24 protein-coding genes are annotated in these 23848 nt (G+C 71.3%); 10 read left to right on the forward strand and 14 right to left on the reverse strand.

Annotated features, from left to right (window positions below; genetic code table 11):
• Positions 1 to 139: 139 nt before the first annotated feature.
• The 5 genes from GTZ93_RS32915 to GTZ93_RS32935 all read left to right on the forward strand — a co-directional run bounded on the left by GTZ93_RS32915 (position 140) and on the right by GTZ93_RS32935 (position 5625).
• Positions 140 to 2557, forward strand: coding sequence for a PAS domain-containing sensor histidine kinase (locus GTZ93_RS32915; RefSeq protein ID WP_139918148.1), 2418 nt, complete (start codon positions 140 to 142; stop codon positions 2555 to 2557).
• 27 nt (positions 2558 to 2584) lie between these two features.
• A complete protein-coding gene (locus tag GTZ93_RS32920) occupies positions 2585 to 3025 on the forward strand; it encodes a hypothetical protein (protein ID WP_139918150.1) in 441 nt (146 codons plus the stop codon).
• Positions 3026 to 3027: 2 nt separating this feature from the next.
• The gene (locus GTZ93_RS32925) at positions 3028 to 3852 is read left to right on the forward strand and encodes an aminotransferase class IV (protein WP_139918152.1); all 825 of its coding nucleotides are present in this window, start codon (positions 3028 to 3030) and stop codon (positions 3850 to 3852) included.
• Between the two features lie 82 nt (positions 3853 to 3934).
• Positions 3935 to 4396 (forward strand): carbonic anhydrase, encoded by a 462-nt coding sequence (locus GTZ93_RS32930; protein ID WP_120578369.1) that lies wholly within the window; start codon positions 3935 to 3937, stop codon positions 4394 to 4396.
• Positions 4397 to 4440: 44 nt separating this feature from the next.
• Positions 4441 to 5625, forward strand: a complete 1185-nt coding sequence (locus GTZ93_RS32935; protein WP_139918154.1) for an MFS transporter — start codon at positions 4441 to 4443, stop codon at positions 5623 to 5625.
• Between the two features lie 39 nt (positions 5626 to 5664).
• Here GTZ93_RS32935 and GTZ93_RS32940 read toward each other — a convergent pair whose 3' ends face one another.
• Positions 5665 to 6402, reverse strand: a complete 738-nt coding sequence (locus GTZ93_RS32940) for a tetratricopeptide repeat protein (RefSeq protein WP_161663197.1) — start codon at positions 6400 to 6402, stop codon at positions 5665 to 5667.
• Positions 6403 to 6496: 94 nt separating this feature from the next.
• On the opposite strand from GTZ93_RS32940, the gene GTZ93_RS32945 reads away from it, so the two are divergent.
• Both GTZ93_RS32945 and GTZ93_RS32950 read left to right on the forward strand, forming a co-directional pair.
• The gene (locus GTZ93_RS32945) at positions 6497 to 7213 is read left to right on the forward strand and encodes a spermine/spermidine synthase domain-containing protein (RefSeq protein ID WP_120580944.1); all 717 of its coding nucleotides are present in this window, start codon (positions 6497 to 6499) and stop codon (positions 7211 to 7213) included.
• A 38-nt stretch (positions 7214 to 7251) separates the two neighbouring features.
• Positions 7252 to 8079 carry an alpha/beta hydrolase gene (locus tag GTZ93_RS32950; protein WP_139920210.1) on the forward strand — a complete coding sequence of 276 codons (828 nt, stop codon included), beginning with the start codon at positions 7252 to 7254 and terminating at the stop codon, positions 8077 to 8079.
• Positions 8080 to 8138: 59 nt separating this feature from the next.
• Here GTZ93_RS32950 and GTZ93_RS32955 read toward each other — a convergent pair whose 3' ends face one another.
• Entirely contained in the window at positions 8139 to 9332 is a 1194-nt protein-coding gene (locus GTZ93_RS32955) for a FadR/GntR family transcriptional regulator (RefSeq protein ID WP_161663198.1), read from the reverse strand.
• Positions 9333 to 9954: 622 nt separating this feature from the next.
• Between GTZ93_RS32955 and GTZ93_RS32960 the strand changes: the two genes are divergently transcribed.
• Entirely contained in the window at positions 9955 to 10110 is a 156-nt protein-coding gene (locus GTZ93_RS32960; protein WP_222595355.1) for a hypothetical protein, read from the forward strand.
• 14 nt (positions 10111 to 10124) lie between these two features.
• Here the strand turns inward: GTZ93_RS32960 and GTZ93_RS32965 are convergent, their stop codons facing one another.
• On the reverse strand, positions 10125 to 11009 hold the full coding sequence (locus GTZ93_RS32965; protein ID WP_139924183.1) for an SDR family NAD(P)-dependent oxidoreductase: 885 nt from the start codon (positions 11007 to 11009) through the stop codon (positions 10125 to 10127).
• A 70-nt stretch (positions 11010 to 11079) separates the two neighbouring features.
• On the opposite strand from GTZ93_RS32965, the gene GTZ93_RS32970 reads away from it, so the two are divergent.
• Positions 11080 to 11751, forward strand: coding sequence for a TetR/AcrR family transcriptional regulator (locus GTZ93_RS32970; RefSeq protein ID WP_120580940.1), 672 nt, complete (start codon positions 11080 to 11082; stop codon positions 11749 to 11751).
• A gap of 96 nt (positions 11752 to 11847) precedes the next feature.
• Here GTZ93_RS32970 and GTZ93_RS32975 read toward each other — a convergent pair whose 3' ends face one another.
• From GTZ93_RS32975 to GTZ93_RS33025, 11 genes are all read right to left on the reverse strand, one after another.
• On the reverse strand, positions 11848 to 12651 hold the full coding sequence (locus GTZ93_RS32975; protein ID WP_120580939.1) for a heme ABC transporter ATP-binding protein: 804 nt from the start codon (positions 12649 to 12651) through the stop codon (positions 11848 to 11850).
• Entirely contained in the window at positions 12648 to 13733 is a 1086-nt protein-coding gene (locus tag GTZ93_RS32980) for a FecCD family ABC transporter permease (protein WP_139923509.1), read from the reverse strand. Before GTZ93_RS32980 ends, GTZ93_RS32975 begins: the two co-directional genes overlap by 4 nt.
• A complete protein-coding gene (locus GTZ93_RS32985; RefSeq protein ID WP_139923511.1) occupies positions 13730 to 14617 on the reverse strand; it encodes a heme/hemin ABC transporter substrate-binding protein in 888 nt (295 codons plus the stop codon). The genes GTZ93_RS32980 and GTZ93_RS32985 overlap by 4 nt, the downstream gene beginning before the upstream one ends.
• Positions 14614 to 15693, reverse strand: a complete 1080-nt coding sequence (locus tag GTZ93_RS32990; RefSeq protein ID WP_139923513.1) for a hemin-degrading factor — start codon at positions 15691 to 15693, stop codon at positions 14614 to 14616. The genes GTZ93_RS32985 and GTZ93_RS32990 overlap by 4 nt, the downstream gene beginning before the upstream one ends.
• The gene (locus GTZ93_RS32995) at positions 15693 to 16352 is read right to left on the reverse strand and encodes an HmuY family protein (RefSeq protein ID WP_139923514.1); all 660 of its coding nucleotides are present in this window, start codon (positions 16350 to 16352) and stop codon (positions 15693 to 15695) included. The genes GTZ93_RS32990 and GTZ93_RS32995 overlap by 1 nt, the downstream gene beginning before the upstream one ends.
• Before the next feature lie 31 nt (positions 16353 to 16383).
• On the reverse strand, positions 16384 to 18612 hold the full coding sequence (locus GTZ93_RS33000) for a TonB-dependent receptor plug domain-containing protein (protein ID WP_261778930.1): 2229 nt from the start codon (positions 18610 to 18612) through the stop codon (positions 16384 to 16386).
• A 136-nt stretch (positions 18613 to 18748) separates the two neighbouring features.
• Entirely contained in the window at positions 18749 to 18895 is a 147-nt protein-coding gene (locus GTZ93_RS33005) for a hypothetical protein (protein ID WP_233601300.1), read from the reverse strand.
• A 151-nt stretch (positions 18896 to 19046) separates the two neighbouring features.
• Entirely contained in the window at positions 19047 to 20021 is a 975-nt protein-coding gene (locus GTZ93_RS33010; protein ID WP_139921208.1) for a metallophosphoesterase, read from the reverse strand.
• A gap of 52 nt (positions 20022 to 20073) precedes the next feature.
• On the reverse strand, positions 20074 to 20424 hold the full coding sequence (locus GTZ93_RS33015; RefSeq protein ID WP_139921210.1) for a hypothetical protein: 351 nt from the start codon (positions 20422 to 20424) through the stop codon (positions 20074 to 20076).
• A gap of 125 nt (positions 20425 to 20549) precedes the next feature.
• Positions 20550 to 21929 (reverse strand): hypothetical protein, encoded by a 1380-nt coding sequence (locus tag GTZ93_RS33020; RefSeq protein ID WP_139921211.1) that lies wholly within the window; start codon positions 21927 to 21929, stop codon positions 20550 to 20552.
• A 78-nt stretch (positions 21930 to 22007) separates the two neighbouring features.
• Entirely contained in the window at positions 22008 to 23144 is a 1137-nt protein-coding gene (locus GTZ93_RS33025; RefSeq protein WP_139921213.1) for an NAD(P)/FAD-dependent oxidoreductase, read from the reverse strand.
• Positions 23145 to 23378: 234 nt separating this feature from the next.
• Between GTZ93_RS33025 and GTZ93_RS33030 the strand changes: the two genes are divergently transcribed.
• The gene (locus GTZ93_RS33030; RefSeq protein WP_014394487.1) at positions 23379 to 23837 is read left to right on the forward strand and encodes a YaiI/YqxD family protein; all 459 of its coding nucleotides are present in this window, start codon (positions 23379 to 23381) and stop codon (positions 23835 to 23837) included.
• Positions 23838 to 23848: the final 11 nt, after the last annotated feature.

A 23848-nucleotide genomic window follows, 5' to 3' on the forward strand; every position in this document is an offset into this window, starting at 1 on the left:
GCTTCCAGGCCCGCGGGCAGGGGGGCGCTCCCCTTCCGGGGACGGGACTGGCCCACGAGCGGGGAGCCGTCCTCGCGCGGCTTCGCGCGGCAGCAACTCCCATACTTCCCTCAAGTGTCTTTCATGAGGGGGTGGAGGAATGGCCGTGCGACAGGGCCACGAACGGACCTCGCTTGAGCGCCCGGCGTCAGAGGCTCCCTCATCCATCCAGGCCCTCGATGCCCTGGAGCGCATCTCGGACGCGGTCTTCGCGCTCGACCGCTCCTGGCGCTTCACCTACCTCAACTCGAGCAGCGAGTGGATGCTGCGCCGCCCGCGCGCGGAACTCCTCGGGCGCGACGTGTGGGAGGAGTTCCCCGAGGCGCGCGGCTCCTTGTTCGAGCAGGAGTACCGGCGGGCGCTCACGGAGCAGGTCCATGTCGCGTTCGAGTCCTACTACGAACCCCTCGATGCCTGGCTGGACGTGCGGGCGTACCCCTCCTCGGGAGGCCTCACGGTCTGCTTCCGGGATGTCAGTCCCCGCAAGCGCGCCGAACGTGCACTGCATGCGTCGGAGAAGTTCCTGCGCTCCACGCTCGACTCGCTGTCCACGCACATCGCCATCCTGGATGGACAGGGCACCATCATCGCCGTCAACGCCGCCTGGAGGCGCTTCGCGCGCGACAACGGCTGCGCGGACGGGGACAGCCGCTGCGGCGTGGGCGCGAACTACCTGGAGGTGACCGAGAACGCACGGGGCGAGTACGCCGAGGAAGCCGCCGCCGTGGCGCAAGGCATCCGCGACATCCTCGCGGGCCGCAGCGAGTCGTTCCTCCTGGACTACCCGTGCCACGAGCCTGGAGGAGGCAAACGGCGCTGGTTCCTGCTGCGCGCCACGCGCTTCGTCGGGTCGGGCCCGCTGCGCGTGGTGATGGCCCACGAGGACATCACCGCCCGCTACGAAGCAGACGAGGCGCGCAACCGGCTGGTTCGGGAAGAGGCCGCCCGCGAGGAGGCGGAGGTCGCGCGCGAGCGGATGAACGCGGTGCTCGAGCGCATCACCGACGGCTTCGCCGCGTTCGACCGGGACGGGCGCTTCACCTATGTGAACCGGCCCGCGGAGACCCACTTCGGCCTCAAGCGCGAGGTGCTGCTGGGTCGGCGGCTGGAGGAGGTCTTCTCCAGCGACCACGGCTCGGCCATGGCGGCCCTGGTGCGCCGGGCGACGGCGGCGCAGCTCCCCGTGGAGGAGGAGCAACCCTCGCTCGTGGACAGCCGCTGGCTGCGCGTCGTGGCGTACCCGTCCCCGGAGGGGCTCTCCGTCTACTTCCGAGACATCACCGAAAAGCGGCGCGTCGAATTGTGGGGCCGCTTCCTCTCCGACATGGGCGCCGCCAGCACGCGCTCGCTGGACTGCGGAGAGGTGGTCCGCACCGTGGTGACGCTCGCGGTGCCCACGCTCGCGGACGGCTGCGCCATCTCCACGCGCAGTGGCTGTCTGGATGAGGAGTCCTCCACCGAGGTCGCCGCCGTGACGCACGGACTGGCGGACGCGCTGCGAGCGGCATGCGCCCCTGGAGCCGAGACCGTGTTGGGGCGGACCGTGGCGCAGGCGCTGCGCACGGGGTCGGGGGGGCTCCTGCAGGGGCCCTCCGCGGACAGCCCCGGAGTGGAGTCCGCGGTGGCCGTGCCGCTGGCCCTCCAGGACCATTCCCTGGGCGTGCTGCTGCTGGTGTCCGCGCACCCGGGCCTGCGTTACGGGAAGGAGAGCCTTCCGCTCGTGGAGGAGCTGGCGCGGCGGACCGCGCTGGCGCTGGAGAATGCGCGGCTGTACCGCACCGCGAAGCAGGCCATCGCCGAGCGGAACGAGACGCTGGGCATCGTCTCCCATGACCTGCGCGCGCCGCTGAACACCATCACCCTCCTGTCCCAATCCGCGGAGCGCAGCCTGGTCCGGACGCACCAGGAGGCCCATGCCACGGAGGCCCTGCGCAAGGTCCGCCTCGTGGTGGGCAACATGGAGGGGCTCATCGACGACCTGCTGGAGGTCGCGCGCGTGGAGTCAGGGCGCACGGTGCTGGACGTGGAGCCGCTGGACGTGCCCCGGCTGCTCCACCAGGTGCAGGCCTTGAACGAGCTGTTGGCGGCGGACAAGGCGCTGCGGCTCGAAGTGGAGTCCGAGCCGGACCTCCCCCAGGTGCGCGCGGACCGGGCACGCATGATGCGCGTCTTCCAGAACCTGGTGGGCAACGCCATCCGCTTCACCCCGGCCGGGGGCCACATCCTCCTGAAGGCCGAGCGCCGGGGGGACCATGTGTGCTTCCGCGTGAAGGACTCGGGGCCGGGCATCGACTCGCAGTCGATGCCCCACGTGTTCGACCGCTTCTGGCAGGCCATCCACACGCGCAAGGCGGGCGCCGGATTGGGGCTCGCCATCGTCAAGGGGCTGGTGGAGGCCCACGGCGGCCGCGTCTGGGTGGAGAGCCAGCCGGGCCACGGCGCCGCGTTCTTCTTCACGCTGCCCGGCATCCCGGCGGCCTCCGCGAGCCTTCCGCTCGGCGATGCAGCCAGCCCGTGAAGCCTGGCGCTGGCCTAGAATGAGGCCATGCACCCGCAGCCCGCTTTTCATCTGCCGCCGTGGCTCTTCTTCGTCATGTTCCCGGGGATGTTCGTGCTCGTCTCGTACGTCCTCGCCGCGATGGGAGGCTGGCGGCGGCTCGCGCGGGACTACCGTCTGGACAAGGGCGGAGGCTTTCCGTGCAGCTCCTTCGTCTCCGGCGAGGTGGGCGGGGTGTCGTACGGCAACTGCCTCACCCTGGGCGGCGACGCGCGGGGGCTCTACCTCGCGGTGTTCTTCCTCTTTCGCCTGGGCCACCCGCCGCTGTGCATTCCCTGGGCGGACGTCCATGACCGCGTTCGCGAGCGGCGATTGTTCCTCTTCTCCTGGGACACCTTCAGCGTGGGACCCGACCGGGTGAAGCTGCGCATCCCGAGCACCGCCACGGCACCGCTCGACGGCTACCTGCCCGCCGTCCTCCAGGCCTGATCATGTTCTCCACCGTCTCCGTCGATGGCGTCGTCCAGCGCTGGGAGGACCTGCGCCTGCACGACTTCTCCCAGGGCTTCTTCTTCGGCGCGGGCTTCTTCACCACGTTCCGCATCGACGCCGGGCAGCCGAGGTTCCTCGCACGGCACCTGTCCCGCCTGCGCGGAAGCCTGGACGCGTTCTCCACGGCGGTGCGCGCTCCGGCGCCCTCGCTCCTCCGCGAGGACGCCGTGCGGGAAGCCCTGCGCCGCTGTCTCACCGCGGATGCGGCGATGGGTCCCCGCTTCACCGGCGTGGGCAAGCTCGCGGTCAGCGACGGTCACGTGCTGTGCACCTTCCGTCCCCTCCCCGCGGAGCTCGAAGCCCTGCACCGGCAGGGCCGCGAACTGGAAGGCGTGGAGGCCGGGGCCTACCGGCGCGCGGAACGCACGGTGAACCACAAGGGCCTGGCGTACTTCCGCCAGCACGCGCTGCTGCCGTGGATGCCCGTGCTCACCAACGAGGCAGCGGAGGTCTGCGAGCTGCCCACGGCCAACCTCTTCGTGCAGTTGGACGGCGCGCTCGTCACCCCGCCGCTGTCCGCGCCGTGCCTGCCAGGCATCGCGCGCGCGGTGCTGCTGGCCATGGCGTCCGTGGAGGGCCTGCCGGTGGTGGAGCGCGTGCTGCCGCTCGCGGACCTGTCGCGGGCGCAGGCGTGCTTCTACAGCAACGCGGTGGCGCTGGCCGTGGGCGTCCCCAGGCTGCTGGGCCGGGAGCTTCCCGACAGCCTCCGGCTCGCGGAGCGGGCCCGTGCCGCGCTCGAGGCCCGGGCCATTCGCGAGGGCTGAGTCCATGTCCCACCCGCGCCCCGGGAGTGCCGCGGGACACAAGGCGCTTTCGTGGAGGCCGGGAGCCATTAACCTGGGGCGCATGTCCGCACCCTTCGTCTCCCGCGTCCCCTTTGAAGCGGTCCACCCGAAGACCCTGGCCGTGTACTGCTCGGACGGGCGCTTCACCGAGGCCGTGGAGGACCTGGCCCGGCACCTGGGCCACCCGCGCATCGACACGCTCACCCTTCCTGGAGGCCCCGCGCTCCTCAACCGCTGGGCGTCGGACTACCTGGAGAGCGAGGGCTTCACGAAGGCCGCCCGCTTCCTCATCGAAGGCCACCACATCGAGGACGTGCTGCTGCTGGCGCACGCGGGGTGCGGCTACTACCACGCGAAGCACAGCGCGCTGGGCCCGGACATCGCCGTGGAGCAGCAGCTGAAGGACCTGCACTTCGGCGCGAAGGAGCTCCAGACGGCGTACCCGCACCTGCGCATCCACCTCTATTACGTGCGCCCCCACGGGAAGACGATCGAGTTCGAGCCCATCCCCCGCGAGGGTTGAGCCCCGAAGCGACAGGCGTCCGCCGACCTGATACGGGGCCCCCCATGAAGCAGCAAGACGTAGGAAGGGCGCTCCTGGCGCTGTCCCTGGGTGGCTTCGGCATCGGGACGACCGAGTTCGCCACCATGGGCATCCTCCCGCAGATCGCGAGCGGGCTGGGGACGACGATTCCCCGGAGCGGGCATGTCATCGCCGCCTATGCGCTGGGCGTGGTCGTGGGAGCGCCGCTGGTCGCCATCGTGACCGCTCGGATGTCGCGCCGGGCGTTGCTGCTGCTGTTGATGGTGGCGTTCACCCTGGGCAACACGGCCTCGGCGCTGGCACCGACCCTCGACACGCTCGTCGTGGCCCGGTTCATGGCGGGCCTGCCGCACGGCGCCTACTTCGGGGTGGCCTCCGTCGTGGGAGCCGAGCTGTTGGGAGCCGGGCGCAAAGGGCGCGCGGTGGCGCTGATCATGGCCGGGCTCACCGTCGCCAACATCATCGGCGTCCCGGTGGCGACGTTCCTGGGGCAGCAGCTGGGCTGGAGGAGCACGTTCCTGCTGGTCGGTGCCATCGGACTGGTGACGCTCGCGGCCCTGTGGCTGTGGGTGCCACACGTGGCGTCACTGGGAGGCAGCAGCATCCGTCAGGAGTTGTCCGCGCTGAAGCAGCCGCAGGTGTGGTGGACGTCGCTGGTGGGCGCGGTGGGCTTCGGAGGGCTGTTCGCGGTCTACAGCTACATCGCGCCGACGCTGACGTTCGCGTCGGGCCTGCCCGAGTCGGCGCTGCCGTGGGTGCTCGCCCTCTTTGGCGTGGGCATGACGACCGGGGCGATGCTGGGAGGCCGTCTGACGGACCATTCGGTGTCGCTCGCGATGTGGGTGGGGTTTGGCGCGACGACGCTGGTGATGGCCCTGTTCGCGCTCACGGCGACGTCGCCCTGGGCGGCGGTCCCGCTCGTGTTCCTCATCGGCATCTCGGCGCAGTTCCTCGCGCCCGCGGTGCAGGTGCGGCTCATGGAGGCTTCGCCCGGTGCGCCCTCGCTGGCCGCGTCGATGTCGCACTCCGCCCTGAACATCGCCAACGCCGCGGGAGCATGGCTGGGCGGCGTGGTCATCGCGGCCGGGTATGGATACCTCGCGCCGGCCTGGGCCGCCGTCGCGCTCACACTGGTCGGAGCCGGGATCTTCGCGGTCTCGAACCGTGTCGGCGGCCGTCCCGCGCCGGCACAAGTCGAGCACGCGTAGCCATCCGAGGCAGCACGGCAGTCCCGAGGACAGCAGCGCTCAGCGCGTCCCGTCCTCACGGGATGCCGCGTCCTGGAGCCCACGTCGAAGCGCGTCCAGCAGCGACGGCGGGTCACCCACGCGGAAGGCCTGGAGCCCCGCGTCGAAGTCCGCGCGAGCGCCCGTGACATCGCCACGCTGAAGCCTGAGCACGCCCCGCTCGTGCAGCAGTTCGGGATCCACCGCGTCACCGACCTGGGACGCGAGTGCTTCGGTGAGGTCCGCTTCCGCGGCATCCATCCGCCCCGCGCGGGTGCGACTCCGGGCCCGCTGCTGGAGCAGCCACGGATTGCCCCGGTCCTCCGCCAGGGCCGCCGTCCAGTCCGCCTCCGCCTCCGTCAGCCGCCCCAGCACTTCGAGCGACTCCGCGCGCTTCATGTGCAGCACCAGCGCCTTGCGGAACCCCGCGGCCTCCACCTGCGCGAACTCCTCCACCGCCTCCGCGTGCCTGCCCAGTCGAGCGAGCGTGAGCGCCCGGTGGTAGCGCGTGGCCACGTGGCCCGGCGCCAGCTCCAGCACGCGGTCGAACCAGGGCAGCGCCTCCGCCGGCTGGCCACCCCACACCCCCAGCGTCAGCCCCACCTCCACCAGCCCCCGCACCTGCGTCGGATGCGCCTCCGCCAGTGTCCGCGCCAGCGCCAGCGCCGACGTGTAGCGGCCTCCCCGGCGCAGGCGGTCCACCTCGCGCAAGGGCTCGGAGAGCTCCGGGGGCCACGCCTGTCGTCCGTTGCGTTCCATGGGGTGGGGGCGGTCGTCCGCATTTCGCAGGCACGTCCCGGGGTGTCAAGGCGGCGACTTGACCCGGAGGCCCGGTCGCGCGAAGAGCGCTGGCATGAAGCCCTGGGAAACAGTGGAGCGAGCGCAGTTGCCGGACGTGGGCGAGGTCGTGCTCGCCAAGCGGGACGAAGAGTACGTGCTGCGCGTGCGCGGCCAGACGTTGATGTCCAGCCGCCAGCATGGCTCGGAGATGGCCATGGCCGACGCCGGCTGCGCGAACTTCGCGGCGGACGCGCCCGCCCGGGTGCTCGTGGGCGGGCTGGGCTTCGGCTTCACGGTCCGCGCGGTGCTCGACCGCCTGGGACCGGGCGCCCGCATCGTTGTCGCGGAGCTGATGTCCCCGGTCGTGGAGTGGAACCGGGGTGTGCTCGCGTCGCTAGCGAACGCGCCGCTGGAGGACCCGCGAGTCACCGTGGTGGAGGGTGACGTGGGCAAGGTGATGCGCAGGCAGCAGGGCGCCTTCGACGCCATCCTGCTCGACGTGGACAACGGCCCGAAGGCCCTGACCCACCCGGACAACGACAGCCTCTACGACCTCACCGGCGTGTCGCACGCCTTCAACTCCCTGCGCTCCAACGGAACGCTGGTGGTGTGGAGCGCCGGGCCCTCGCCCGCGTACGTGAAGCTGCTGGAAGAGGTGGGCTTCACCGTCAACCTCCTCCACCCCACGGCGCACGGCACCAAGGGGCCGCGGCACACCCTCTTCGTCGCCCGGCGCGTGCCCAAGGCGAAGTCCTCGTCCTCGTCGTCCCGTTCGCCGTCCCGGCGCTGAAGAACCCGAGCATTCATCCCTTCCAGAGGTGGCAGCCCATGCGGTGTGTCCGTCTGTTCCTGCTCGCCGTCGTCCTTGTCAGCGGCGTGACCCATGCCGCTGAAACGGAGCCGATGCCTCCGCACGCGACCTTCACGCTGCCGTCGAAGAAGCTCCGGGAACCGCGGCGCATCAACGTCTACACGCCGCCCGGCTATGACTCGGCGAAGGGCGTGCGCTACCCCGTCCTCTACATGCCCGACGGCGGCGAACAGGAGGACTTCCCGCACGTCGCCACCACGGTGGACTCCGCCATCCGCGCTGGGGAGATGCGGCCCGTCATCCTGGTAGGCATCGAGAACACCGAACGGCGCCGGGACATGACCGGCCCCACGCAGGTCGCGGAGGACAAGAAGATCGCCCCGCGCGTGGGTGGCTCCGCGGCGTTCCGCGCCTTCCTGCGCGACGAACTGATGCCCCACGTCCGCCGCAAGTACCGCGTCACCGACGAGACGGCCATCATCGGCGAGTCGCTCGCGGGGCTGTTCATCATGGAGACGTTCTTCCTCCAGCCCGGGATGTTCGGCACATCCATCGCGCTGAGCCCCAGCCTCTGGTGGAACAACGAGGAATGGGTGCGCAAGGCCGGCGACCAGCTCAAGGCAAGGCCGGGCCTGAAGGCCACGCTCTACATGGCGTCCGCCGGCGACGACGTCGCAGCCGAAGCCGGACGCCTGGCCGAAGCGTTCCGCGCGAACGCGCCCACGGGACTGAAGTGGAAGTACGAACCCCATCCCGACCTGCTCCACGCCAACATCTACCGTTCGCTGGAGGCGAAGGTGCTGCGAGAGGCCTTCGCGCCCGCCTCCACGAAGGCGGTTCCTTGAGCAGCTAGCCAGACGCAAGTCGCCGCAGGAACAACAGAGGACGCAGGGGCTGTCGCCACTCACGAAGCAGGCAGACCCAGGGTCATGGCAATGAATCGCCAGAGGCGAGCAGCCCACCAGCCCAGGGGGACCCGGCCGCCGTGAAGCGGACCCGCGTCCGTGTGCCCCGCCCCCTGAGAGAAACCGCGAGAGCCCCTGGGCACGAGTTGCTCCTCCACTCCCAAGGCGGCAGAACCTGTCCGACAGCAGGACACGTCGCCCACGGCCGCGCTCACCGAATCCCCGTCACACGCCCCATCTGGCTCACAGGGTACGAGCCCGATGGATGCTGGAGACCGTAGCGGCCCGCTGGTTTGCTCCACGCGGAAGCCGTGTTCCTGGACGAGCCCCTCACTGCTCTCGACTGCTGGGGTGGGACAGTCAAGGCCACGCTCCTCCACGCCGGGGCGTGCTTCCACTGCATTGACCTGCGCGGTGGCTGATGCAGGGGCAGGGGGGATTTCCTCCTGGGCGCGGTTGTCCTGAGAGGATGAGCGCCCCTGAGGAGCAGGAGCGAAGGCATTCAGCACGCGCTCATCGCGAGCCTTCAGCAGCGCTGGCAGCTCATGCTGAAGTGCCTGCACGTCGCGCTCGTTCAGAATCGCCATCGCGCGGAAGGCCCACTCACGCAGCGCCTCTCCGCCCATGAGCGGCAGCAGTTGGGCGGCTCCTCCCAGGAAGGCCCGCTGCAGGGACTGAACGAGGAGCACGTGCCCGGGACGCGCCGCCACCCGCGCCGCATGCCGCAGCAACTCGAACTCCACCTGCGCGCAGGTTTCCCCTGACTCCCAGTGCGCCGCGTCCTGGAGCTGGTAGCACGTGCTCCCCAGCCGGTCCAGGTCGAGGTCCGAGGCCCTCGCGCAGCAGTCGGCCAGCAGCTCCACCAGCACCTGCCGCTTGAGGCTGAAGTAGCCCTCCAGAAGCCACCGGGCATCCGGGTTGCTCGCGTCATGCAGCGCCAGCCCCAGGTTCTCCAGCGTCAGCGACTCATCCAGCGGCACCGCGCGCGTCTTGCGTCCGGAGCGCTGCACCACCAGGCCTCGCGCCGCCAGCCGCCGCAGCGCCTCGCGGATGGTGCCCCGACACACCTCATAGCGGCGCGCCAGCTTCGCTTCGGAGCCGAATTGTCCGCTCGGGTGCAGACGCCCCAGCGCGATATCGCGCTCGATTTGCGCCTCCACATAGGCCACGAGTCCTCGCCGTTCCATCCCCATTCCCCCTCCTCGTCACAGCATCGCCATCCAACCACAGGGGTCTGACATGGACGTGCGGGCCCACCCTTCTCATTGCCAGCCAGGGGGCACCCTCCGGGCCCGGTCGGAGAAAAACCTGTCCGACTGTCGGACAAGTTCGCGGGCCGCATGCGGCAAAAACCTGTCCGACTGTCGGACAGGTTTTGAGGCAACCGGCCCCGGGCGGGGCATCTGTCCGTGCCCACGTTCGCGTCCGCGTACGGCCACGACCGCAGCCCACCATCGAGGTGGGGCTTCATGCGGAGCATCCCTGTCCGACTGTCGGACAGGTCTTGAGGTAACCGACCCCGGGCAGGGGCCTCTGCCCGTGCCCCACCTTCGTGTCCGCGTACGGCCACGACCGCGGCCCACCATCGAGGTGGGGCTTCATGCGACGCATCCCTGTCCGACAGTCGGACAGGTTTCCGGAAAGCGTGCCCGGTGGGCGGCGCTGTGCTCCTCGCGGAGAACTTCAGGCCATGCCAACCCCTGTGCAAGTCGCTGCACGTCCGGGCGCCGGAAGGACGGGGTCTGGAGTTCGCGACGGCTGAGGGCGCCATCGACACGGCGTAGTGGCTCGACCCGGCCGTGGTGGCCTTTCGTGGTGGCATCAGTCCTTCGGAGCTGGAGGGCTTCGTTCGTCTTCACTGGCAAGTGGGCCCAGCGCAGCGAGGCCTTCTTCCAACTCACCGACCCGCAGCTCGCCGCTGCCCTGGACTCGCCCACGCCGCCAGTGCTGAAACGGCGTCCGGCATCCTGAGCCTGGGCACGCCGCTACGGCGCGAGCCGCGCGGTGCCCGTGCCCACCGTCTCCGGAGGCCGCATCATCCCGGCCGCCACGCGCAGGCCCAGCCAGCGCGGCGTGAAGCGCGTCAGGTTCGCTTGCATCCAGTTGCGCCACCCCGGCACCACCGACGCGCGGCCCTGGTCCAGTGCCTTGAGGGCGTGCAGCACCACCTCCTCCGCTGTCGCCATGGGACCGACCGCGGCCTGCTGGGTGCCCACCACCTCGAAGAAGGCCGTCTTCACGGGGCCCGGGCACAGCGCGAGCACACGCACGCCTCGCTCGCGCGTCTCCTCCGACAGCGCCTCCGTGAAGGACAGCACGAACGCCTTGCTGGCCGCGTAGATGGCCATGTACGGCACCGGCTGGAAGCCCGCGATGGACGCCACGTTGAGGATGCCGCCCACGCCGCGCGCGAGCATGTCCGGCAGGAACAGGTGGCTGGTGTCCGCCAGTGACGTGACGTTGAGCATCACCTGCTCGTGCTGCCGCGCGAACGGCGCCGCGTCGAAGGCGCCGTGCGTGCCGAAGCCCGCGTTGTTCACCAGCAGATCCACCCGCAGGCCCTTCTCCTGGCAGCGCGCGTACAGCTCGCGGCCCGCGCCCTCGCGGCCCAGGTCCAACGCGATGACCTCCACCTGGATGTGGTGGGCCTCCGTCAGCTCCGCTGCCAGAGCGCGCATCCGGTCCTCGGAGCGGGCCACCAATATGAGATCCATCCCTCGCGCCGCCAGCTCGCGGGCGAACTCCACCCCCAGGCCGGACGACGCGCCCGTCACGAGCGCGCGGTGGCCTGCGTAGGGGAAGGCCTTGCCCCTCGGGGCGGACGGCGAGACAGACGAACGAACAGGGGACTGGGACGAGGTCGTTTGCATGGGGTTAGAATGTGAGCGATCGCTCACGTTCTCAACTCGCGTGGTGCTCACATTCCCTTGAGGAGGCCTCATGCCCCGCCGTCCCCCTCCCTCCCGTCGCAGAGCGCCCCGCCAGGAGCGGGCGCAGGCCACGGTTGACGCCATCCTCACCGCGACTGCTCGCGTTCTGCTCAGGGACGGCTACGAGGCCGCGAGCACCAACCGCATCGCCCAGGAGGCGGGGGTGAGCGTGGGCTCGCTCTACCAATACTTTCCCAGCAAGGAGGGGCTGGTGACGGCGCTGATGGAGCAGCACCGCGCGCGGTCGCTGGCGGACTTCGAGTCCGGGCTGGTGCCGCTCGCCGGGCAGCCGCTTCCGGTGGCGATGCGCGCCATCATCCGGCAGGTGCTCGCGGTGAAGCGGGAGAACCCTCGCCTGCAGCAGGTGCTTCACGAGCTGATGCCGCGGATGCGGCAGTGGGGCCTGTCGGATGCGTACTCGCAGCGGCTGCACCGGCTGGTGCGTGCGTTCCTCGCGCCCCGCTTCGAGGACCTGCGCCCCCGGAACCTGGACATGGCGGTCTTCATCCTGGTGAACACCGTGGAGGCGCTGTGCCATACGGCGCTGACGGACCGGCCGGACTACGTGGAGGACGATGCGTTCGTGGATGAAATCGCCGCGCTCGCGGTCGGCTACCTGCGTCCGGAGCCGGCCCAGGCGCGTCCAAGGCGCGCGACGCGGGAGCGCGTGGCCCGCGTGTGAAGGGCACAACGTCCTTCCGCGAGGAGGGTCCGACGCGTGGCCTTGGAGGGGCGTTCTCGCGCGTGGACACCCTCCTCGCGGGAGGAAGGCCGTGTGTCAGGGCGGCGCGGGTGCGCGGCCCAGGGGAATCACCAGCGGTCCGGGCAGGTCCGGCCGCGACACCACCTCCACCTGCAACCCGAAGGTGCCCGCGATGAGGCCGGGCGTCAGCACGCCCGAAGGCGTGCCCGTCTCCACGCACCGGCCCTGGTCCAACACCGCGATGCGGTCCGCGTACCGCGCGGCCAGGTTCAGGTCATGCAACACCGCGAGCACCGCGCCGCCGTCCTGCGCGAAGGCGCGGGCACGCTCCAGCACCAGGTGCTGGTGGGACAGGTCCAGGCTTGCCGTCGGCTCGTCCAGCAGCAGGTAGCGGTGGCCGTGCGCGGGCGGCGTCCACAGCTGGGCCAGCACGCGAGCCAGTTGCACGCGTTGCCGCTCGCCACCGGAGAGCGTGGTGTACGCGCGCGAGGCCAGGTGCTGCGTGTCCGTGGCATCCAGCGCCGCGCGGGCGATGTCCAGGTCGGACGCGTCACCGCCACGCCGGGCATGCGGGCTGCGGCCCAGGGCCGCCACCTCCAGCGAGGTGAAGCCGAAGCCCAGGGATGACTCCTGCGGCAGCACGCCCAGCCGCTGTGCGCGCTCCAGATAGGGCCACTGATGCAGCGCGCGACCCTCCAGGTACACGTCGCCCGTCTTGCAGCGCAGCTCGCCCGACAGCGCCGCGACCAGGGACGACTTGCCCGCGCCGTTGGGGCCCACCACGGCCAACACCTCGCCGGGCTGGACCTCCAGCGACAGCGGACCGGCCACCCTGCCCCGCCCGCGCCACACCTCGATGCCGCGAGCTTCCAGGCTCATGCCGCCCCCTTGCGCGCGAGCAGTCCGATGAAGGCGGGCACGCCCAGCACCGACGTGAGCGCGCCCACCGGCAGCTCCGATGGGGAGGACAGCGTGCGCGCGAGCAGATCCGCCGCGAGCAGCAGCGAAGCCCCCGACAGCGCGGACGCGGCCAGCAGCCTGCGGTGGTCCGGACCGAGCGCGATGCGCAGCAGCGCCGGCACCAGCAGGCCCACGAAGCCAATCATCCCGCAGAACGACACCGCGGCTCCCACGCCCAGCGCGGCGGCGAGGATGAGCTTTCGCTTGAGCCGCTCCACGTCCACGCCCAGGTGCCACGCCTCACGCTCGCCCAGGAGCATCAGGTTGAGCGCCCGGGCCTCGCTCAAGAGCAACCCCAGCGTCACGACCAGCGGAATCGCCGCGGCGCCCACGGTCTCCCACGACGCGCCGCCCAGGCTGCCCAGGCTCCAGAAGGTGATGGTGCGCAACTGCGCGTCCGACGCGACGTGCGTGAGCAGGCCCATGCCCGCGAACGCGCCCGCGCTCACCGCCACGCCAGCCAGCAGCACGCGCGGCGCGTCCGTGCGCCCGCCTCCCGTGCCCAGCCGCAGGGCGAGCACCGTCGCCGCCAACGCGCCCAGGAAGGCCGCCCCCGGCACCACCAGCATCCGCAAAGGCCCCACGTGCGCGGCCAGCGTCACGTCCAGCACGATGGCCAGCACCGCGCCCAGCGCCGCCCCGCTGGAGGTGCCCAGAAGGCCGGGCTCCACCAGCGGATTGCGGAAGAGTGCCTGGAGCGCGGCGCCCGTCGTCGCCAGCACCCCGCCCACCATCACGGCCATCAGCATGCGCGGCAGGCGCAAGGTGAGCAGCACCGCTCGCTGCATGGCGTCCAACTTGTGGGAGGCCTCGCCCAGGCCCAGCGCCTCCCAAAGACTTCCGAGGATGGCGGACGGCGGCACCGTCATGGAGCCCACCGCCAGCGACGCCAGGACCATCAACGCCAGCAGCAGCCCCAGCGTCCCCCAGGGCCCCGCGCCCGGCAGCCGCGAAGGCACCGGACGCGAAGCGGGCACGGGCATGGCCTCCGACGCGCTCATTTGCCGCCGCCCTTCGCCGGAGCCGAAGCCGGGGCCAGCGCGTCCTGCACGCGGGCCACCGCCTGGCCCAGGTTGGGCCCCAGGCCCATGAAGTCCACGTCCTCCACGGTGACGAGCTTCCAGCCCTTCACCTGCGACAGCCCGGGCAGCTTCGCCAGCCCCTCCGCGCCGCCCACGGACGGCACCGAGCTCGCGGGCAGCAGCACGAACTCCGGCGCCGCCGCCACCACGGCCTCCGCGCCCAGCGGCTTGTAGCCCGGCAGCGAGTCCGCCGCGTTCATCCCGCCCGTCAGGCGGATGAGCGTGTCCGCCACGGTGCCCGAGCCCGCCACCATCATCGTGCCCGCGCCGCGAGCGTAGATGGCGAGGATGCGCGGCGGCTTCGTGCCCTTCACCTGCGTCGCGCGGTCCGCAGCCTTCTTCAGGTCCGCGTCCAGCTTCGCCACCAGCGCCTTGCCCTGCTCCAGCGTGCCCAGCCGCTCCGCGATGCCCTGGATGCGAGCGCGCGCCCCCTCCACCGTGGGCTCGTTGGCGAACGTCTCCACCTTCATGCCCGCCTGCGTGAGCTGCTCCAGCACCGGCGGAGGCCCGGCCTCCGCGGAGCCCAGCAGCAGGCCCGCGCCCAGCGACAGCACGCCTTCCGCGGACAGCGCGCGCTGGTAGCCCACCGTGCGCACCTTCGACGCCTCCGGCAACGCCGCGCTGGAGTCGTCCACGCCCACCACCCGGTCGCCCGCGCCCAGCGCGAACACCGTCTGCGTGATGGCGGGTCCAATGGTGATGAGCTTCGGAGCCGGTGCGGGCTTGGGGGCGGGAGGCGCCGCGTGCGCCGCCAGCGCGAACAGGGCCGTGGCGAGGCCCCACTTCCAGGCCGTCCGCCTCATGACGCCACCTCCACCGCGGGCAGCGTCCGGACCAGCTCCTCCATCAGCGTCCGCCACGCGGGGGACTCCAGCTCGCCCGGCTTCCGCTTGCCGAACAGCAGCGCGATGTTCTCTCCCGCCTTGTCGAACAGCTCCAGCGAGGTGACGTCGCCGTCGCGCGTGGGCTTGCGCACCACCCAGGCGGTGTGGACGTGGTCCGCGCGGACGTGCAGGTTGAAGCCCGGGTCCATCACGTTCATCCACGGCCCCATGGGCCGCACCGTGCGCACCGGGCCGGTGTGGATTTGGATCGCGCCCGGGTTGCCCACGAACACCATGATGGGCAGCTCGCTCGCCGCGGCGCGCTCCAGCGTCCAGCCCAGCGAGTCCGGCGTCACCGGCTTCGCGAACTCCGTCCCGGCAAGCCGCAGCGCCTGCGTGCGCGCCACCTTGAACTTGCCGAGCAGCGCGAAGAACTCGTGCGTGTCCTGGAGCGCGCGCCAGCCGGCCTTGAGCCCCAGCGCGTCGATCTCCGAGTCCGGCCGGGGCTCGGCGGGAGGAGACACCGGCACCACGTCCAGCACGTGGCTCTGGTCCTCGTGCTGGAGCTCGCGCACCAGCCCCTCGAAGGCGGCGACGTTCGCGTCGTCCTGGAGGTAGATTTTGTGCACCGCCGTGCCGGCGGCGTCGAACACCTGGAAGCTGCGGCGCACCGTGCCGGAGAGGTCCTCGCGCAGCGCGAAGACGAAGCACCAGCGCGACAGGAACAGCCGCAGGTCGATGTCCTCGTCCAGCACCAGCGCCCGGGCGCCGTGCAGCTCCACCTTGCGGTAGATGCCCTTCTTCTCGTGCACCGCGGACGCGTTGCGCGTGAGCGCCATCACCCGGCCCAGCGACTCCAGGCGGGGCAGCAGCACGTCCAGGCGCGGTTCCAGCCGCACCAGCTCGCCGTTCAAGCCGGTGGCGAGCAACTCCGCCTCGCTCACGCCAAGCTTGTCCGCCGCGTCGCGGATGCGCATGCGCGGCTCGGATTCACGCAGGGCCACCCAGCGCTCCCGCAGCGCGGCGAGCGGGCTCCCCTCCCCCGTGCGGCCCATCACGGCTGCCCCCCGGCCGGCGCGGCCACCTGCGCCCAGAGCAGCTTCATCATCGCGGGCGTGCCGGCGGCGTCGTAGTACGACTGCACCTGCACCTTGAAGTACGTCCCGGAATCCGAGCGCACGACGTAGAGCTGCTCACGCGGCGTGAGCGTATGGGTCGGCAGGTCGTAGACGTACCAGCCGTCCCCCAGGTTGAAGACGGTGTCCGGGCTGTCGCCGGTGTCCGGGCCATCCGCCGCGTCCGTCATGTAGCCGGACGCGGGCGCCTGGGTGAGCGCCGAGAACGTCGTGCCCGGCACGATGGCCACCTGCACATTGCCCGTGCCGCTGACGCCCCCGCGCGCCTTCACCGTGTAGCGCTGGAAGGCCAGGTCCCAGACCGCGTCCTCCGTCGCGCTCACCTGCTTGCCCGTATCCAGGTCCATGCCCACCCAAACGGCCCCGTCGGTCGCATCGACGACGGAGGTGAACGAACCGTCGCCGTTGTCCTGGTGCTTCAGGTTCGCGCCGTCCTGCGGCGTGACGACGGGGTTCTCGTCCTCGCCAGGCCCTGGCGTGGGCTGGAGGTCGTCACCGCATGCGGTGCCCAGACCCGCGATGAGCAGCGCCGCGCAGGCGCGGCCCAGGAAGCCGGGACGGAAGGGAATGAGGAACATGCGGACTCCTTCAGTGTGCAGGGGTGAAGAATCAGAACCGGGTGGAGACACCGGCCTGGAGGGTGCGGGGTGGGATGGGCAGGTCCGTCGGATTGCCCGCACCGGTGAGGTTGCTGCCCACTACGAAAAGCTGGAGCCCGCCCGCTGGCATCAGCCAGGCGACTCGGGCATCCAGGGAGACGGTGGGGCTGGCACGGTAGGAATCCGCCACACCGTCTCCGTTGGTATCGGGATAGAAAGGACGCTCGCCAGTGAGCGCGCCGCGCAGGTTGGCCTCCAGGCCCCACTCGCGGTGGCGCCACGTGGCCTGCGCGGTGAGCCGGTGCCGCGCCTGCCCCTCCAGCGCGCGGTCCAACTCCTGGTCGGTGCCGTCGGTGAGCGTGTAGCCCAGCTCCACCTGGATGCGGCCGGGCAGCGTCTGGCGCAGGCCCAGCTCGCCACCGCGCACGCGCGCCCGGGCGATGTTGATGTACGAGTAGCGCAGGAAGTCACCCTCGGACTGCAGCGACGCGGAAATCATGTCGCGCAGCGAGTGCTGGAACACGCCCACCCACACCACGGAGTCGCGCGTGGGGCGCGTCTCCACGTTGAAGCTGAAGCTGCGCGAGCGCTCCGGCTTCAGGTCCGGGTTGCCGCGCACGGTGTAACCCACGGAGGGGTTCTCGAAGTCGATGAGCAGGTCCTGGAAGCTGGGCGCGCGGTAGCCCCAGCCGTAGCTGCCGCGCACGGTGAGCCACGACAGGGGGTCCACCTTCAGCGCGAAGCGGGGCGTGAGCGCGAGCCCGAACTGCGAATCCACATCCGCCCGTCCGCCGCGCATCGCTACCAGCCCCTTGCGCTCCCACAGCGTCCAGCTGTCCTGCGCGTACAGGGAGCCACGGCCGCGCCGGCCGCGTCCGCCGTCCAGCCGGTCCGACTGCAGCCATTCGCCCAGGTACTCGGTGCCCACCACCAGCGCGTGGCCGCCGCCGGGACGCGCGTCCATCTGCGCACCCACGCGGGCCTGCTGGTCGCGCGTGTCCTCCACGGTGTCCAGCGCGGAGGCGTTGCGCTGGTCGCGCAGGTAGCGCCGCTCGTAGTGACCGTAGGACACGTCCGCACGCAGGTTCACCTTCTCCCCCAGCCGCCAGGACGGAGACAGGCGCGAGGCGAAGGTGTTGTCGCGGGTGGCCCGGTCGAACACCGCGCCGGCGGCGCCCAGGTCCACGCCGCGCTGGATGCGGTGCGAGTAGGAAGCAGTGCCCTCCAGCGACATCGTCTCCGAGCCGCGCCAGTCACCGCGCGCGGACAGGTCGTAGCCACTCAGCGTGCTGCCCGTGGTGCCAATGTCCGTGGTGTCCAGGTCGTAGGCGTCGCGCCGCTGGAGTCCGGCGCTCATGCGCAGGCCCCACGCGTCGCCGCGCGTCTCACCAGTGGCGTCCAGGTCCAGGCGCCCGAGCGTGCCGTACGCGGCGCGCAGGTCCGCGCCCAGGGTGCGCTGCGCGCGGCGGGTGATGAAGTTCACCACGCCCGCCACCGCGTCGCTGCCGTACAGCACGGACCCGGGGCCCTTCACGATTTCGACCTGCTCGATGTCCTCCAGCGACAGGCGCGACAGGTCGATGTTGCCGTCCACCTTGCCGGTGACGCGCTCGCCGTCCACCAGCACCAGCACGTACTCCGGAGCCAGGCCCTGCATGGACAGCCCGGAGCCCGAGAAGCCCTGCTGCACCACGAAGCCCGGGCGCGCGTTCAACAGCTCCGACGCGTCTCGCGCGCCGCTGGCGACAATCTCCGAACGGGTGATGACCTCGGTGGCCACCGGCGTCTCGCGCAGACGCTCCTGCGTGCGAGAGCTCGTCACCACCGTCTGGAGCGCGGGAGGCTCCTCCACCGGAGGCGTGGCCTCCACCGCTTGAACGGGCTTCGCGGGCACGGCCTCCGCGGACACGGAGGCGGCATCCGGCTCCGACGGCGATGCGGGCACGGCCTCCGCGGACACGGAGGCGGCATCCGGCTCCGACGGCGACGCGGCCACGGGCTCCGCTGACGTGGCGGCCTCCGCGGCGGGCGCGGACTCCTGCCCCGGCGTCTCCCGCGCGGACTCCTGCCCCGGCGTCTCCGGCGCGGACTCCTGCCCCGGCGTCTCCGGCGCGGGCTCCGCGTCAGACAGCGACGCGGGCTGCGCCACGCCTCCGTTCTCGGACGGCACGTCCTCCGCCCGGGCCAGGCCGGACACGGCACTCCACAGCAGCGCGCACAGCCACCAACGCCCGGACATCCCACGTCCTCCCGGCACGAAAGCCGGGGGCCTCCGCTCACGGGAAGCCTGTCGGGCGCTGGGCTCAAGGGCCTCGGGCCGCAGGAAACACACTGCCGCGAGCCCCTCACCGAAAGGCCCGGTCCTTCAAAGCGTCTCAGCCGCCATTGCCTCGGGGGGCACCGCCGCCCCGTGGCTCCGCCGACGAACCCGGCTCCAGCGGAACCACCTGCGTCCGGTGACACCGGCGGCACTTCAGCTCCACGCCGCCCGGCACCAGTCGCGCCAGCAGGCTGCCGCACATGCAGCGCAGCTCTCCGGCACTTCCCTGTGGCCCGCATCCCTCGTGCATCGCGGCTCCCTGCGTTTGATGGGGCCGGACGATATTGATACTGACTATCAAAGTCAAAAGACTTCCAGTGAACGCTCCAGGTAGGCGTCTGGAGGAGGACCGTCTACTTCGTCCCCGTCTTCGCCTCGGGGCGCGGGGCGGGCGCGGCGGCCTTCGGTGTGGGGAGCAGGGGCACCCGGCCTTCCGGGTAGAGCGCGGTGAGTCGGTCGCCGCGAAGCTCCAGCGCGGCCAGGTGGCGGCCGTAGTGGGTGCTGAGGCCGGTGTCGATGACGATGACGCGGCCGCCGAAGCGGACGGAGAGCCGGCCATCCTTGGACGGCGTGTGGCCCATCACGATGCGGCGGGCGCCGAAGCGCTCCAGCACCTGGGTGAGGCCCGCGTCCCACTTCGCCTCGTCGTCGATGGCGTAGCCGCGAAACCACACCGGGCCCTGCGGATCCACGCCGCCGCCCGGTGCCTGCCCCGGCGTCAGGTCCTGCCACACCCAGCGGTTCACCTCTTCCAACGTGGTGCCGGGAACGGTGGGCGCCAGGCCGCCGTGGAGGAAGAGCGTGTCGTTGATGCGGATGACGGCGGGGTGCGAGCGCAGCCACTTCCCGTAGCGCCCGTCCGCGGCGTAGGCGGCGGCGTGGCCGTGCAGCCCCTTGGGTTCTCCCGGGCCGTCAGCGACGGAGGACTGGTCCGCGAAGGAGGCGAACTCGCCGGGCGTGACGTAGCGCAGGTCTCCGCGCATGTTCATCAGCTCGTGGTTGCCCAGGAGCGGGTGCACGCGGCCGCCGGCCTTGCGCGCCTCGGTCTCCAGGCGCATCAGCAGCTCGAAGGCGTCGCGGGTGTGGTCGCCCCGGTCCGGCAGGTCCCCGGTCTGCACCAGGTGCGCCTTGCCGCCAATCCAGCGGTCCTTCGCGTCGATGAGGCCCGCGAGCCGCAAGACTTCCTTCAGCGCGTCCACGTCGCCGTGCACGTCCGCCACGGCGACGATGCGCTCCACGCCCGTGAACACGAAGGGGTCCTGGGCCTTGGGGGCGGCGGCACCCACGAGCGCGGGCAGGAGCAACAGGGACAGGAGAACGGGACGCACGGGCTTCCTTCCTTTGAAGAGGGAGGAAGCCTAACGCACGTCCCGCCTGGGCCTACGCGTTCGCGGCGGCGTAGATGTCCAGCAACGTGATGCCCGCGACAGCGCCGGTGGCGGCGAGCAGGCGGCCCTTGCGCACGCCGGGCTCGCGCAGGCCCTTGCCCATGGTGGCCAGGTCGAGCGCGTCACCGGCCACGCGCGCCCACAGCCACGGACGCTTGTTCGCGGGGCTCAGCAGGGCCGCACCGGCGGCGAGTTCCCGGGCGCCGTAAGCCCGCACCCACCTGTCGCCGCGCGAGATGCCGAAGAACCGGAGCAGGTTCCACGCACCCAACAACTCCGTGACGCCCAGGCCCACGCTGAACCACCCCAGCGCGCGCGGCAGCTTGCTCATCGCCTTCGCCATGTCACCGTCTCCTCGAACAGAAAGGTCCGGTGGAAAGCTGAGGGTGTCCCCGGCGCACGCCAAGGCCCTTGGCTGTCCGGGCGCTGACGCATGCTGGAAGGCAGGCAGGCGACGGAGCCTCTGACCTACGGGGAGTTGCCGCGGAAGCGGGCCGGAATGGCGCGCAGGAGCTGCGGATCCTTCCAGTCCCAGACGCGCTCCGTCGCGAAGTCCACGTCCACCGGCACGGAGTTCCACGCGTGCACGTCGTAAGAGGTGGAGGCACGCCAGTGGAAGACGACGCTGAACGCGGCCGTCGCGGCGAGCACGCCCGCGAGAACGCGATGCTGGCGGGGCGCATCCACCGCGAGCTGCACGGGATACGCGAGGAAGACGACGAGATAGGGCAGCACGTCCGTGAAGAACCGCGGCCCCACGGAGTGCCCCGCCCACCAGATGGGGAACGCGGAGATGGCCACCCAGTGCAGGAACACGATGACGGCGAAGGCCTTCTCGGAGGGCGTCAACTCCCTGCTCCGCCACCGCTGGACGAACCCCACCCCGGCGAGCACCAGGAACGGCGAATAGAGGAGCAGCCCGCGCGACGGGCTCACCAGGTTCGCGGCCAGCGCCATCACGAAGCGCGACCCCATCACGTCCAGCGGATGCGTGTAGTACGGCGACAGGATCGAGCCGTAGAGGTGGAGGTTGTACCCGCAGAACGGCAGCGCCACGAGCGCCGCGCCCGCGAAGTACGCGGGCAGCAGCCGGCGGAAGCGCAGGACGAAGTACGCGGTGACGACGACCACGGAGATGGAGTGCGTGGGCCGGCACACATACGCGAGCGCTACCGCGAGCCCCGCGAGGAACGCGGTGCGCCGCGTCTGCGCGGGCCTCGCCAGCAGCAGCACGACACAGGCAATGGCGAGCAGCCCGGGGCCGTGCTGCCAGAGGACGCGGCTGGCGGTGGAGTACGCCGTCGTCCCCAGCCCGAAGAGCAGGACGGTGACGAGCGCGGCGCGAGCGGACACGCGCCTTCGCAGCGCGACGAGCAGCACGCCCGCGGCGGCGCACACGTAGAACGAACCGATGAGCTGTTCGGTGCGGTGGAAGGAGCCCAGGTCCACCTTACCGGTGCTCCGGAACAACTCCAGCCACGCCAGCGCATCCGCGCCAGGAGTCCCCAGGTGCGCAAGCACCGGCCGGCCCAGCGAGAACAGCCCCTCCGCGGCCGCCAGGAACGGGAGCGCGGCGACCATCACCCCGGGCGGATACTCGTAATAGGTGCGGCCGCCGTAGATGCCTCGCGCGTACGCGGTCGCCGGGGTGAACGACGGCGCGTACTCGTCCAGGTCGGCGTTGCCCTCGTGGAGGATGCTGGCCGCGGAGGGGATGGACCACAGCGAGTCCGTCTGCATCTGCACCTGGCTCGCGGTGTAGACCGCGAACAAACCCAGACACAGCAGCCAGGCCGCGAGGGCCGAGGCCGCGAAGTCGCGAGAGGACGGAGAGGACGCCGGAAGCATGACGCCGCTTCTAGCGAATCCCCGCCCGGAGCGCGCGGACTGACGTCACTCAGCCTCTCCTTGCAACGGGGAGGGGGCTCAGGGCGGCGACGAAAGGACGGGGGCGCAGGATTGCTGGCGGTTGCGCCAGTACGGCGCTCCGGGCCAGCGGCGCTCCAGGCGATAGTAGCCCTCGCGGATGCGCAGGTGTTCCTGGAACTCGTGCCGCGTTCGCACCTCGTGGAGGCGCAGCGCGGCGGAGTCACCCCGGAGGTACCGGCTCACCACGTCGGCGGCCTGATTCGCGGTGCGCAGGGCGTGGGACGTGCCCTGCGAGGACAGCGGATCCAACATGCACGCGGCGTCGCCCACCGCAAGCCAGTCCTCGCCGTGCAGCCGGTCCAGGCAGGCGACGTTCGCGGACACCGCGCGCAGGGGTTCGCCGGTGAAGACACATGCCTCCAGGCGGCGGCGCGTCTCGGGCGCGCGCTCCATCCGCGCACGCCATGCCTCGGCATCCTCCGGCATCAACCCCTGGAGCGAATCCTTGTCGCCCATCAGCCCGAAGACGACCTGGTCGCCGGGCATCCGCGCGGAGTACCACCAGCCGTCCTCGCACGACTCCACCAGCGTGAGCGCGTCCACGGCGCGGCCGGGCTGGAGCGCGAACGTGCCGCACAGGCCGGAGGTGCGGTCCACCGTGTGACGTCGGGCCCCCTGCGACGTGGCGAAGACGGCGCTCCGGCCCGTGGCGTCCACGACGAAGCGCGCGTCCACGAAGTCGCGGGGCGCATCGCCCTCCGTGGGAACGAAGAGGCGGTGGCCGCCGGTCTCCAGGGGCGTCCAGTCCGTCACCGCCGAGCCGATGCGCACGTCGACGCCGAAGCGCAGGGCCTCGTCCGCGAGCATCCGGTCGAACCGGGAGCGGTCCAGGTGCCAACCCGTGCCCCACGGCGAGCGCAGGTGATCATTGTCGCCCAGCGCGGAGTCTCCCCAGCGCGAGCACGAGCCCATGGAGCGCAAGTGGCCCTGGCGCGCGAAGGCCTCCCAGACGCCCAACCGCGCCAGCAGCCGCCGGCTGTCCGGAGGCAGTGTCTCGCCCAGGTGGGAATGCGCGTAGGTGGAACGCTCGAACAGGACGACGCGCAGGCCCGAATGCCTGCACAAGGCCAGCGCCAGCGCCGCGCCCGCGGGACCGCCGCCCAACACGGCGACGTCATACCGGAGGGTGTCCAAGGCTCAGGCCGTCCCGTCCGCGTGTGCCAGCGGCCGACGCTCGACCTCCAGGAATTGAGGCATGCCCGCCCCACTGCACCCGGCGTACCAGCAAGCGGCGAATGACTGCCTGTGGGGTTCGCGAGGCGCGGTGGCCGCTGGACGCGTCAAGGGTTGCGTCCGCGACGTGTCAGCCAGGGGGATGACGCGTCAACGCGCCTGACCCGGGCGGGACAATCAGCGAGGATGGCCCGCATGAAAATCTGGGTCGATGCCGATGCGTGTCCGGGGCCCGTGCGGGACATCCTGCTGCGCGCCGTGCAGCGCGTGAAGGTGCCCATCGTCTTCGTGGCGAACAAGCCGCTGGCGCTGCCGCGTCTGGCGTACGTGTCCACCGTGCAGGTGGGTGCGGGGCTGGACGTGGCGGACCGGCACATCGCCACGTCCGCGGAGGCCGGGGACCTGGCCGTCACGCAGGACATCCCGCTGGCCGCGCTGCTCGTCCCCAAGGGCGTCGTGGTGATGGATCCGCGAGGAGAACTCTTCACGCCGGAGACCATCGACGAGCGGCTGTCGATGCGGAACTTCATGCAGGAGCTGCGCGACAGCGGCGTGAACACGGGCGGCCCCGGGGGTTTCTCACCGCAGGACCGCCAGCAGTTCGCGGCCACGCTGGACCGCGAACTGACCCGGCTGGTGAAGCAGCAGGGCTGAAGAGGACAGAG

This window comes from Corallococcus exiguus (assembly GCF_009909105.1).
GTDB classification, from domain to species: Bacteria; Myxococcota; Myxococcia; order Myxococcales; family Myxococcaceae; genus Corallococcus; species Corallococcus exiguus.